Source organism: Pseudomonas sp. ADPe, assembly GCF_014843515.1.
Taxonomy (GTDB): Bacteria; Pseudomonadota; Gammaproteobacteria; order Pseudomonadales; family Pseudomonadaceae; genus Pseudomonas; species Pseudomonas citronellolis.
The window spans coordinates 4,027,434-4,038,849 of the sequence record NZ_CP062122.1 but is presented as its reverse complement, the minus strand read 5'-3'; the positions used below and the strand labels follow the sequence as shown (position 1 = coordinate 4,038,849).

Genomic DNA, 11,416 nt, shown 5'->3' with positions numbered 1-11,416 from the left:
CCCGGCCAAAGCGACGCAGCTTCGACCAGCGGGCGGCCGATTGGTTGCCTGCGGCGCCAGGCAAGTTTGCAGCCACCGGCGATGCCGCCATAATGCCTGCCTCCCGAATCCGGACAGCCAAGGACAATATCCCGTGAGCCAGACTCTGATCGCTGCCCTGCAGAACCCTGCCCTGTACCCCCACCCGGTGGAGCAGGTGCGGGTCATCGAAACCCACATTTCCTGGGTCCTGCTCACCGGCCAGTACGTTTACAAGATCAAGAAGCCGGTGAACTTCGGCTTCCTCGACTTCACCGACCTCGCGGCGCGCAAGCACTTCTGCGAGGAGGAACTGCGCCTGAACCAGCGCCTCACCGAAGGCCTGTACCTGGAAGTGCTGCCGATCACCGGCAGCGAGGCCGCGCCGCAACTGGGCGGTGAAGGCCCGGCGATCGAATACGCGCTCAAGTGCCGCGAATTCCCGCAGAACGCCCTGCTCAGCGAGGTGCAGACGCGCGGCGAGCTGAGCTCCGAGCACATCGACGCCCTGGCGAAGCAGATCGCCGGCTTCCACCTGCGCACCCCGCAGGTGCCGCAGGACAACCCGCTGGGCTCGGCCGAGGCGGTGATGGCGCCGGTGCGGCAGAACTTCGAGCAGATCCGCCCGCTGCTCAGCGACAAGGCCGACCTGCTGCAGCTGGACGCCCTGGAAGCCTGGGCCGAAAGCTCCTACGACCGCCTGGAAGCGCTGCTGCAGGCGCGCAAGGCGAACGGCTTCATCCGCGAATGCCACGGCGACATCCACCTGGGCAACGCCGCGCTGATCGACGGCCAGGTGGTGCTGTTCGACTGCATCGAGTTCAACGAGCCGTTCCGCTTCACCGACGTCTGCGCCGACTACGCCTTCCTCGCCATGGACCTCGAGGACCGCGGCCTGAAGTGCCATTCGCGGCGCTTCGTCAGCCAGTACCTGGAGCAGACCGGCGACTACCAGTCCCTGGAAATCCTCAACTTCTACAAGGCCTACCGCGCCCTGGTGCGGGCCAAGATCGCCCTGTTCAGCCTGGCCCACCAGAACGACGCCGTGCAGAAGGCCGCGACCCTGCGCCAGTACCGCAACTACGCCAACCTGGCGGAGAGCTACAGCGCCATCCCCTCGCGCTTCCTGGCCCTGACCATGGGCGTTTCCGCGGTGGGCAAGAGCTCGGTGGCGCTGCGCCTGGTCGAGGCCCTGGGCGCCATCCGCCTGCGCTCGGACGTGGAGCGCAAGCGCCTGTTCGGCGAACAGCAGCAAGCCCAGCGCGGCGCCCTGCAAGGCGGCATCTACAATCCCGAATCCAGCGCGGCCACCTACGAGCGCCTCAACGCCCTGGCCGGCGACATCCTCCGCGCCGGCTACCCGGTGGTGCTCGACGCCACCTTCCTCAAGCACGCCCAGCGCCAGGCCGCGCGCCATATCGCCGACGACACCGGGGTGCCCTACCTGATCCTCGACTGCCAGGCGCCGGAAAGCGTGATCGCCGGCTGGCTGGCCCAGCGCCAGGCGCAAGGCGGCGACCCGTCCGACGCCACCCTCGAAGTGGTGCAGGCCCAACAGGCCGGACGCGAAGCCCTGGACGCCGACGAGCAGGCCCACAGCAAGCGCGTCGACACCCAGGACAGCGCCAGCCTGGATACCCTGGTGGAAAGCATCCGCCAGCGCCTGCCGGGCATCTGACCCCCTCGACGCAGCCCGGGCACGATCGATGCCCGGGCTGCCGTTCGTCATGCCGAGGGCGCTTTGGCGCCTGCCGATATCACAAAGCCACATTGCCCCGCCAAGGGCCCGCTACACTTCATCGTCAAGTGAGCCGGCCGTCTCCAGCAGTTCACGGCCCTCGCCGCCATGCATGACCCACCCCGTGTGCCGCATCGCAAGGACCGACGATGAACGACGAACTGCTGCATCTGAAGAATCTCGGCAAGACCTCGGCCCAGTGGCTGCACGCCGTGGGCATCCACAACGCCTCCGACCTCCGCCGCCTGGGGGCGGTCGGCGCCTACCGCGCCGTTCGGGCCCGCGGCTTCCGGGCCTCCAAGGTGCTGCTCTATGCCATCGAGGGCGCCCTGCTGGACGTCCACTGGAACGACCTGCCGCCGGCGCACAAGGCCGAACTATTGGGCCAATTGGAGACTTTTCCTCAAAGGAATCAGAGTTAGCTCACAAGCCTTCCAGGAAATGATTTACGGCCGCGGGCCAGAACCCTATCGTTTCAGGGCCCTTCGTGCGCCCCGACCGCCAACGTCCGTCCAAGGAATTACGGCCCATGTACCTACTCGGTGAACAACCGGCCTATGCCGACCAGCTGATCAGCCGTCTGCAGGGGATTCCCGCCCAGCTGCTTTCCGGCCTCGCCCCCTGCGCGGAGCCCATCCGCCTGGAACGTACCGACGACCTGTCGGCCGAGCTGCCGAACCAGCAGCTGTTCCTGATCGAGAACGGCCTGCTCCACGCGCTGGTCGACGAACGCCCGCTGTTCTACCTGCAAGAGGGCGACCTGGTGGGACTGCGCCAGGGCATCGACCTGCCGCCGTGCCGCTACACCAGCGACGAGCCGCTGTGCCTGGTGCCCTACTCGCGCAGCGACGTGTTCCGCCACATCCACGCCGACGAGCAGCGCCAGGAACTCTTCCTACACTACCTGATCGGCCACACCGCCCTGCTTTCCGATGCCCTGGCGCACCTCAAGCAGCCGGACATCCGCCCGTCCACCGGCTTCCGCCACTTCGCCGCCGGCGACCAGTTGATACAGCAGGGCGACGACGCGGAGCATGTGTTCATCATCATCGAGGGCCATGCCGAGGCCTTCGTCGACGGGCAGAAGGTCGGCGACGTGCAGAAGGACGAGATCTTCGGCGCCATGGCCGTGTTCACCGGCGAGAAACGCAGCGCCAGCGTGGTCGCCAGCGAGCCCTGCACCGTGATGGTGATCCCCAAGGACCAGTTCCTCAGCCTGATGCAGAGCAACCCACGCATCGCCCACAGCCTGATCGAGGGCATGGCCCGGCGCATCGACCTGCTCAACCGCGAGGTCACCCAACTGCGCCTGCAGCTCGGCGCCGGCTAGCCGAAGCCCGATCCAGACGAAGCCCGGCCATGTGCCGGGCTTCGTCATTTCAGCAGGGCGGACTTTTTTTGCGAAATGCTGTTGACTCACAAATGATAATAGTTATTATTACCACAGCTGGCCGCGAGGTCGGCGGGTAAGCTGAGAGCCCTACCGCAGTCGGACACTCAGGTTATCTCCTCATCAGGCTAATCACGGTTTTCGACCCGGCTCATCGCCGGGTCTTTTTTTGCCCGCGTTTTTTCCAGGGCCGCTTCCCTCTGACCGTTCGCCGGAAATTGCCGGGGCGATGAAAAAAGCATTGACTCGCGAATGATAATTGTTATTATTAACTCAACTGGTCGCGAGGCCAGTCGGTAAGCTGAGCGACCACGCAGTCGGACGATCAGATTATCTCCTCATCAGGCTAATCACGGTTTCGACCCGGCTCATCGCCGGGTCTTTTTTTGCCTGGAGGAAAGTCATGGGGGGATTTCTTTTCGTAGGAGCGAGCTTGCTCGCGAAGGGTGTTCTACCGGTGGCTTCGGCGCCTGTTCTGAAGAACGCCCTCTCCCTAACCCTCTCCCTGAAGGGAGAGGGAACCGTTCGGAGTGCGTTGGTGTTTCGGCGTTAGCCGGCTAGCACAGAGATTACCGGCTGAAACCACGCCTTCTCTCGGCACGGACTAGCCCCCTCTCCCTTCAGGGCGGGGCGCGCAGCCGAGGGCTGGGGAGAGGGAACGGAATACCACCGAAACACCAACGCAGCCGGGAGCGCTGTTCGCGAGCAAGCTCGCTCCTACAAAAGAGGAGCCCTCCCGCCCGCATCAACGCAACTTCGCACAATGATCCTGCGGCGGCAGCGCCGGCGTGTACCAGACGTAATCAGCCTGCTGCGGCGACACCGTCTTGCCGACCTCGGCCAGCATCAGCACCTGCATGCCCTCCCCCGCCCCCAGGTCTTCCAGGTGCAGGGGCACGCCCAGGTCACGACGGACGTGGAAGCCGCCGGCGATCAGCACGGCCGGAGCAGGCGCCGCCTTCAGCCGTTCGGCCATGCGCCGGTCGCGCTGCTGCTGCACCGCCAGCATGGCCGGCATCTGGCTTTCCGGCAGCAGGCCGCAGTGGGACTCGCGGATGTCGTCGAGCAGCACCCGGCGGACTTCCTCGGCCGTCGAACGGGTACCGGCGAGGGCCGGTTGCTCCCCGTAGATGCGCTTGATCTCGCTGCGGTCCAGATTGGCCGCCAGCAACGGCGCCGGCTGCTTGACCAGCCAGGTCACCATCGGGCCGTAGAGCGACCAGTCCCAGCCCGGCTGCCAGGCCAATGCGGCATACAGGTCCTGCGGCGCCTTGCCGGCAGCGCTGGCCTCCTGGGCTGCCGTCACCCGCTGCTGCTGGTTGGGATTGAGCATTTCCAGCAGCACGCTGCCCTGCTCGCGGCGCTGGGCCAGGGCGCGCACCAGCCACAGCTCCAGGGCGTGGTGGTCCGGGTTGTCGTGTTGCTCGCCGACCAGCACGCGGGGTGCCCCCTGCAAGCGCTCCAGCAATTGCTCCGGGGTCAGCGCCTGACCGCTGCGCAGGTCGCGGATGACGCCCAGCTCCGCGCTGTCGCGGCCCTCGGGGCTCTGCCAGGCCGGCAGGGGCGGCGCGGACGGCAGGCTCTGGCAGGCAGCCAACAGCGCCACCAGCGGGATCAGCAGGTATTTCATGCGAACTCCTTTCAACGGGCAACGATCAGCGGATGGCCGCGCTCGGGGTGTCGTTGCACCAGCACGTCCAGGCCGAACACCTGGCGCAGCGGTTCCGCGCGTAGCACCTCGTCAGGCGTACCGAACAGGTGCGGGCGGCCATCGTGCAACAACAGCAGACGGTCACAGTAGCGCGCGGCGAGGTTGAGGTCGTGCAGGATGACCAGCACTGCGGCGCCGCGGCCGGCGAATTCGCGCACCGCATGCAGGGTGGTGTGCTGGTGCAGGGGGTCGAGCGCCGAGGTCGGCTCGTCCAGCAGCAACACCTGTTCCGCGCCACCCGGCCACAGTTGCGCCAGGACCCGCGCCAGGTGCACGCGCTGGCGCTCGCCGCCGGACAGCGACAGGTAGCTGCGCCCGGCCAGGTGCGAGGCATCGGCGGCGGCCATGGCATCGCCGATGATCTGCAGGTCACGCTGGCGGCCGCTGTCGTGGGGCAGCCGGCCGAAACCCACCACCGACTCGACGCTGAAGGCGAAATTCAACGACGAGGACTGCGGCAGCACCGCCAGGCGCTGCGCCCGCGCCGTACCCTGCCATTGATCCAGCGCGCGGCCATCGAGGCTCACGCTGCCGCCGGCCAGCGGCAGCTCGCCGTTGAGGGCGCCCAGCAGTGTGCTCTTGCCCGCGCCGTTAGGCCCCAACACACCGAGCACCTCGCCCGGCTGCAGCGCCAGGCTCACGCCCTGCAGGACCACCTGATGCCCACGCTTCACCGTCAGGTTCTCCGCCGTCAGCATCAGGAACGCCCCCGGATCAGCAGATAAAGGAAGAAGGGCGCGCCGATCAGCGCCGTGACGATGCCGATCGGCAGCTCCGCCGGCGCCAGCGCCAGGCGCGCCACCAGGTCGGCGAGCAGCAGCAGGATGGCGCCGCCGAACATCGAGGCCGGCAACAGCACCCGGTGATCGGGGCCGACGATCAGGCGCAGCAGGTGCGGCACCACCAGGCCGATGAAGCCGATCAGCCCGGCCGCGGCCACCGCGGCGCCAACGCCCAGCGCCGTGCAGAGGATCAGTTCGACCTTCAGCCGCTCGACGTCGAAGCCCAGGTGGCGCGCCTCGGACTCGCCCAGCAGCAACGCGTTGAGCGCATCCACCCGGCGCGGCAGCCAGCAGGCCACCAGCAGCGTGACCAGCAGCAGCGGCCACAGCCGCGGGTAGCTGGCGCCGTTGAGGCTGCCGAGGTTCCAGAAGGTCAGGGTGCGCAGCGTGGCGTCGTCGGCGAGGTAGGTGAACAGACCGATCAGCGCGCCGGCCAGCGCGGTGAGGGCGATACCGGCGAGCAGCATGGTGGCCACGCTGGTCTGCCCATTGTGGCGGCCGAGCCGGTAGACCAGCGCGGTCACCAGCAAACCGCCGCCGAAGGCGCAGGCGGACAGCAGGTAGGGCGCGAAGGCTTCCGGCAGGCCCCCCATGGAGGCGCCGAAGACGATAGCGATGGCAGCACCCAGCGCGGCGCCGCTGGACACCCCGATCAGCCCGGGGTCGGCCAGCGGGTTGCGGAACAGCCCCTGCATGGCCACCCCGGCCAGCGCCAGCACGCCGCCGGTGGCGATGCCCAACAGGGTGCGCGGCAGGCGGATCTGCCCGACGATCAGCTCGGCCTGGCCGAGGTCGTCGGCGGACACCGGCAGGCCGCACAGACGCGCCAGCGCCCGCAGCGTGTCGCCCAGCGGCAGGCTGACCGGCCCCAGGGCCAGGGACAGCCAGAGGACCAGCAGCAGAAGAAAACCAAGGAGCAGGAACAGCGGTCGGGCAGCGTGCTTCGCAGTCAAGGACGACCTTCCGGGTTCAGGGCCTGCGCGGAAGGATAAAAGGCCTGGGAGAGGCTGGCCAATGCGTCCGGAACGCGCGGACCGAGACCGCCGACCAGCAGCGTCGGATCGAGCACCAGCACGCGGGCCTCACGCGCCGCGCGGGTAGCGGCCAGCCCGGGGTTCTGGCGGATCAGCGCCGCGCGGGCCTTGTCGCCATCCAGGCTGCGGTCGGCCAGCACCACCACCTGCGGATCGAGGGCGGTCAGGGCTTCGCCGGACAACGCCTTGTAGCCCTTGTGGCTGGCCAGGTTGCGCCCGCCGGCGTGCTGGATCATCCAGTCGCCGGCAGTATCCTGCCCGGCCACCAGCAGGCTGCCGCCGGCGTTGCCGACCAGCAGCACCACGCCCGGCGCGGCCTGCCCGACCTGGGCCTTGGCCACCCAGGCCTGCTGCGCCGCCAGGCGCGCCTGGAAGTCCGCCGCCGCCTTGCCGGCCTGCTCGGGCGTGCCCAGCAGCTCGCCCAGGCGTAGCAGGTTGTCGTGCACGGTCTTCTCGTCGGCCTTGGCCGACAGGGTTTCGATCCGCACGCCCGCCGCGCGCAGTTGCTGCAGCACCGGCGGCGGCCCCATCTCCTCGCTGCCGAGGAGGATGTCCGGCTTCAGCGCCAGGATGCCTTCGGCCGCCAGCTGGCGCTGGTAGCCGATCTTCGGCAGCGCCTTGAGGCTGGCCGGGTGCAGGCTGGTGGTGTCGACGCCGACCAGGCGCGACTCGCCGCCCAGGGCCACCACCCACTCGCTCAGCGAACCGCCGGCGCTCACCCAGCGCTTGGGCAGAGTATCGGCGATGGCGCTGGAGGCAACGAGGCACAGCCCGGCGAACAGTCCGGCCAGCAGGGGACGCGCAGTCATGGTTGCCTCCTCAGATGGCCGCGAAGGATTCGGCGAGGCTACGCCATTCTTGCAGTTCCGGCACACCCGGCTTGCGCGCGCCGAACACCTGCAGGACCAACTCGCCGTCGGCGTCGAAGGCTTCCCAGCTGGTGACGATGCCGTCGCTGCTCGGCTTGCGCACGCGCCACAGCTCACGCACGCCGGAGGTCTTCAGGTGCAGGTTGAACTGCGGGTCGAGCACGTTGAACCAGTCGTCCAGCCACTTCAGGTTGTCCACGGTGCCGGTGTGGATCTGGATGCAGTGGGCGTTGCCGACGAAGATCATGATCGGCAGGCGGGCCTGGCTCGCAGCCTCCAGCAGGCGCGGCAGCTCGGCGACGTCCAGCGGCTCGGCCCATTCGCGGCCGGCCAGGCGCAGCGCCTGGGTGCGCTCGGCCTTGTGCTTCTTCAGCAGGGCGAAGAAGTGGTGGGTGTCCTTCAGCGCCGCCCAGCCCTGGCGCAGGGAAGCGACGTCGATCTCGCCGTCGGCCAGCGGCGCGGCTTTCGCCTCGGCCGGACGCAGCTCCAGGCGCTCGCTCTGTTCCTCGGCGCGGAAGCGCTCCACCAGCGGCGCCCAGGCGGCGACGTCGCTGTGCTCGGTGAGGAACACCTTGTGCACCGCGGTGCCCTGGCGGTCGAACACCTGGATGCTGCGCTGGGTGCCGTGGGCGGTTTCCTCGCCGATGGCGAACACGCTGCCCCAGCCGCCGAGGAACAGACGCAGGTCGATGTCCGGGGACACCACCAGGCCCATCTGCCCATTGCCCGATACGGTGACCTCCTGGTACGGCCCCTTGCGCTCGTGCACGCAGTGCTCGTTGCGCGTCAGCGCCATGATCGGGCCCAGCTCGCCGAGGGCCGGCAGCAGCGCGGCCCATTCCGGGCGCAGGCGCACGGCATCGACGCCGAGGCGGCTGGCGGTCAGCTCGGCCTCGCTCACATCCAGGTGTTGCGCGGCATCGCGGGCGCGCAGGCGCGGTTTCTCGGCACGCAGCGCCTGCCAGGCGCGGTACAGCTCGGAAGCCGGCGCGGAAAGGGTAGTCATCGCAGAAATCCTCGTTCGCAAGGGGACCTGCCGCATCGCGGCGGCACCGACGAACTGTGCCACAACGAATTTAATAAATCTATTTGATAATAATTTGCATTTAGATTTGAGAAGAATTATGGTCTGCGCCGCCTTCTGCCAACGGCCATTTGCCATCTGCCATTTCCAAGAAAAACAGGTATCCCATGTCGATCACGCCTCCGTTCGCCCGCCGACACTGGCTGGCCCTGCTGCTGTTGAGCCCTTCCCTCGCTCTGGCGGACAACGCAGTTTCCCTCGGGGAGACCACGGTCACCGCGACCCGTAGCGAGCAGCCCGTGGATGCGGTGCCGAGCACCGTGAGCGTGCAGACCGAGCAGGACATCGACCGCAACAACGCCAACGACATCAAGCAACTGGTGCGCTACGAGCCCGGCGTGTCGGTGAGCGGCAGCGGCAGCCGCTTCGGCCTGTCGGGCTTCACCATCCGCGGCATCGGCGGCAACCGCGTGCTGACCCAGGTGGATGGCGTCGGCGTCCCCGGCGCCTTCGCCTTCGGCCCCTTCATGGATGCGCGGCGCAACTACATCGACCTGGACACCGTGAAACGCGTTGAAATACTTCGCGGCCCGGCCAGCTCGCTGTACGGCAGCGACGCCCTGGGCGGCGCGGTGAGCTTCCTGACCAAGGACGCCGCGGACTACCTGGAGGACGGCAAGGACTTCTACGCCCGCTTCAAGACCGGCTACGACGGCTCCGACGACAGTTGGCTGGGCAGCGCCACCTTCGCCGGGCGCCAGGGCCCGGTGGACGGCCTGCTGACCATCAGCCGCCGCGAAGGCCACGACACCGAGACCTTCGGCGGCCAGGGCGGCATCGGCAGCAGCCGCGGCGAAGCCAACCCGGTGGACTTCGACACCGACAACCTGCTGGCCAAGGTCGGCTGGGACTACGCCGAAGGCAGCCGCCTGCAGCTGGCCTACGAGCGCTACGCCGACGACGCCGACACCCGCCTGCTCAACGAATACAGCGCCACCGGCACCACCCGCACCTCCGATGCCAACGACAGCACCGACCGCGAGCGCATCAGCCTGCAGCACCGCTTCCAGCTCGACAGCGCGCTGGCCGACCTGGTGCAGTGGCAGCTCAACTATCAGGACAGCCAGATCCGTCAGCAGACCTACCAGGAGCGCTTCAGCGGCGGCCGCCTGCGCGACCGCACCCGGGATTCGCAATACCAGGAAACGCTCTGGGGCCTGAACAGCCAGTTGGACAAGCGGTTCGCCCTGGCCGACACCCAGCATCACCTGATCTACGGCTTCGATCTCAAGCGCCTGGAGAGCAGCGACCTGCGCAAGGGCGGCGAGACCTTCCAGAGCAACGGCCAGCCGGTGCCGCCGGCCTTCGGTAGCGAGACCTTCCCGCTCAGCGACTTCCCCGACCCGGTCACCCACGAATACGCGGTCTTCATCCAGGACAGCATCGACATCGGCCGCTGGACCCTGCTGCCGGGCCTGCGCTACGACTACTACGAGATGCGCCCGGAGGTCAGCCAGCGCTACCTGAACAGCAACCCGCTGGATACCAACCCGTCCAACTTCAGCGATCACGCGCTGTCGCCCAAGTTCGGCGTGACCTACCGCATCGACGACCACCACAGCGTCTACGGCCAGTACGCCGCCGGCTTCCGCGCACCCGAACCGGTGGATATCTTCGGCGAGTTCGTCAACACCGCCATCGGCTACCAGACCATCGCCAACACCGACCTGAAGCCTGAAACCAGCGACAGCTACGAGATCGGCCTGCGCGGCAAGTACGCCATGGGCAGCTTCGGCGTCGCCCTGTTCTACAACCGCTACGACGACTTCATCGAGCAGGTCACCCTGCCCAACGACCCCACCGGCAACGGCCGCCTGACCTACCAGTACACCAACCTGGACAAGGTCACCATCCGCGGCGCCGAGGCCCGCGGCGACCTCGACCTGCACCTGGCCGCCGGCCTGCCCGACGGCACCCGCCTGCGCGGCGCCGTGTCCTACGCGCGCGGCAAGGACGAGGAAACCGGCGAGCCGATCAACAGCGTCGACCCGCTCAAGGGCGTGTTCGGTTTGGGGTATGATGCGCCCGGTGGACGCTTCGGCAGCGAGCTGACCTGGACCCTGGTGCAGGCCAAGCAGCGCATCGACGACAACGAAGTCCCCGGCCAATTCAAGCCCGGCGGCTATGGTCTGCTCGACCTCAGCGGCTGGGTGCGGATCACCGACGGCGTGACCCTCAACGCCGGCCTGTTCAACCTCACCGACAAGAAGTACTGGCAATGGGGCGACGTACGCGGCCTCACCGAGAACAGCCCCAGCCTGGATCGCTACACCCAGCCCGGCCGCTACGCGGCGGCCAACCTGATCTGGGAGATCTGACCAGCTTCAGCACAAGGACGTGCACCCTATCCCGACGTCAGAGGGCGCCCTGCGCCCTGCTGTCGGCGCCGGGAGCGTCCGGATGATCCGGCTGTGCCATCCGGGCGAGCTGGCCGAGGGGCGGACCCGCGGCTTCCAGGTCGAAGGCCTGAAGGTCTTCGCCGTGCGCCGCCAGGGCCGCGTCCATGTCTACCGCAACCGCTGCCCGCACCGCGGCGTGCCCCTGGAATGGGAGGCCGACCGCTTTCTCGATGCCAGTGGCGCGCTGCTGCAGTGCGCCCACCACGGCGCGCTGTTCCTCATCGAATCCGGCGAATGCATCCAGGGCCCCTGCCTGGGCGAGGTGCTCGACAGCCTGCCGTGTCGCGAGGACGAGCAGGGGCTGTGGATAAGCCTGCCCGAGGATGACTGAGAACCAGTCTACGACCTGCTGCGCGCCGGCATAACTGCGTTAAAAACAGGCGAGCGATAC

10 protein-coding genes are annotated in these 11,416 nt (G+C 68.0%); 5 read left to right on the top strand and 5 right to left on the bottom strand.

Annotated features, from left to right (window positions below; all coding sequences use genetic code 11):
* The first annotated feature begins 133 nt into the window (after positions 1 to 133).
* The 3 genes from IG194_RS18240 to IG194_RS18230 all read left to right on the top strand — a co-directional run bounded on the left by IG194_RS18240 (position 134) and on the right by IG194_RS18230 (position 3,086).
* On the top strand, positions 134 to 1,696 hold the full coding sequence (locus tag IG194_RS18240; RefSeq protein ID WP_058488420.1) for an AAA family ATPase: 1,563 nt from the start codon (positions 134 to 136) through the stop codon (positions 1,694 to 1,696).
* Positions 1,697 to 1,905: 209 nt separating this feature from the next.
* Positions 1,906 to 2,178 carry a TfoX/Sxy family protein gene (locus tag IG194_RS18235; RefSeq protein ID WP_009612953.1) on the top strand — a complete coding sequence of 91 codons (273 nt, stop codon included), beginning with the start codon at positions 1,906 to 1,908 and terminating at the stop codon, positions 2,176 to 2,178.
* Positions 2,179 to 2,285: 107 nt separating this feature from the next.
* Positions 2,286 to 3,086 carry a Crp/Fnr family transcriptional regulator gene (locus IG194_RS18230; protein WP_009612954.1) on the top strand — a complete coding sequence of 267 codons (801 nt, stop codon included), beginning with the start codon at positions 2,286 to 2,288 and terminating at the stop codon, positions 3,084 to 3,086.
* 805 nt (positions 3,087 to 3,891) lie between these two features.
* Here IG194_RS18230 and IG194_RS18225 read toward each other — a convergent pair.
* From IG194_RS18225 to IG194_RS18205, 5 genes are read right to left on the bottom strand one after another with little or no spacing between them, the layout of a single operon-like run.
* Positions 3,892 to 4,776, bottom strand: coding sequence for a ChaN family lipoprotein (locus tag IG194_RS18225; protein WP_058488419.1), 885 nt, complete (start codon positions 4,774 to 4,776; stop codon positions 3,892 to 3,894).
* Between the two features lie 11 nt (positions 4,777 to 4,787).
* A complete protein-coding gene (locus tag IG194_RS18220) occupies positions 4,788 to 5,555 on the bottom strand; it encodes a heme ABC transporter ATP-binding protein (RefSeq protein WP_058488418.1) in 768 nt (255 codons plus the stop codon).
* A complete protein-coding gene (locus tag IG194_RS18215) occupies positions 5,555 to 6,538 on the bottom strand; it encodes a FecCD family ABC transporter permease (RefSeq protein WP_099049139.1) in 984 nt (327 codons plus the stop codon). Before IG194_RS18215 ends, IG194_RS18220 begins: the two co-directional genes overlap by 1 nt.
* A gap of 50 nt (positions 6,539 to 6,588) precedes the next feature.
* Positions 6,589 to 7,482 (bottom strand): heme/hemin ABC transporter substrate-binding protein, encoded by an 894-nt coding sequence (locus tag IG194_RS18210; protein ID WP_058488417.1) that lies wholly within the window; start codon positions 7,480 to 7,482, stop codon positions 6,589 to 6,591.
* 10 nt (positions 7,483 to 7,492) lie between these two features.
* Positions 7,493 to 8,548, bottom strand: coding sequence for a hemin-degrading factor (locus IG194_RS18205; protein ID WP_058488416.1), 1,056 nt, complete (start codon positions 8,546 to 8,548; stop codon positions 7,493 to 7,495).
* Between the two features lie 185 nt (positions 8,549 to 8,733).
* On the opposite strand from IG194_RS18205, the gene IG194_RS18200 reads away from it, so the two are divergent.
* Together IG194_RS18200 and IG194_RS18195 are read left to right on the top strand one after the other, a co-directional pair.
* Positions 8,734 to 10,944, top strand: coding sequence for a TonB-dependent hemoglobin/transferrin/lactoferrin family receptor (locus tag IG194_RS18200; protein ID WP_058488415.1), 2,211 nt, complete (start codon positions 8,734 to 8,736; stop codon positions 10,942 to 10,944).
* Positions 10,945 to 11,026: 82 nt separating this feature from the next.
* Complete coding sequence (locus IG194_RS18195) at positions 11,027 to 11,356, top strand: Rieske (2Fe-2S) protein (protein ID WP_009612967.1); 330 nt, start codon at positions 11,027 to 11,029, stop codon at positions 11,354 to 11,356.
* Positions 11,357 to 11,416 lie beyond the last annotated feature (60 nt).

Excerpts from the sequence above, each read along its gene's own strand:
- IG194_RS18235 (WP_009612953.1), top strand. The coding sequence starts at position 1,906 with ATGAACGACGAACTGCTGCATCTGAAGAATCTCGGCAAGACCTCGGCC.
- IG194_RS18230 (WP_009612954.1), top strand. The coding sequence starts at position 2,286 with ATGTACCTACTCGGTGAACAACCGGCCTATGCCGACCAGCTGATCAGC.
- IG194_RS18225 (WP_058488419.1), bottom strand. The coding sequence starts at position 4,776 with ATGAAATACCTGCTGATCCCGCTGGTGGCGCTGTTGGCTGCCTGCCAG.
- IG194_RS18220 (WP_058488418.1), bottom strand. The coding sequence starts at position 5,555 with ATGCTGACGGCGGAGAACCTGACGGTGAAGCGTGGGCATCAGGTGGTC.
- IG194_RS18210 (WP_058488417.1), bottom strand. The coding sequence starts at position 7,482 with ATGACTGCGCGTCCCCTGCTGGCCGGACTGTTCGCCGGGCTGTGCCTC.
- IG194_RS18205 (WP_058488416.1), bottom strand. The coding sequence starts at position 8,548 with ATGACTACCCTTTCCGCGCCGGCTTCCGAGCTGTACCGCGCCTGGCAG.
- IG194_RS18200 (WP_058488415.1), top strand. The coding sequence starts at position 8,734 with ATGTCGATCACGCCTCCGTTCGCCCGCCGACACTGGCTGGCCCTGCTG.
- IG194_RS18195 (WP_009612967.1), top strand. The coding sequence starts at position 11,027 with ATGATCCGGCTGTGCCATCCGGGCGAGCTGGCCGAGGGGCGGACCCGC.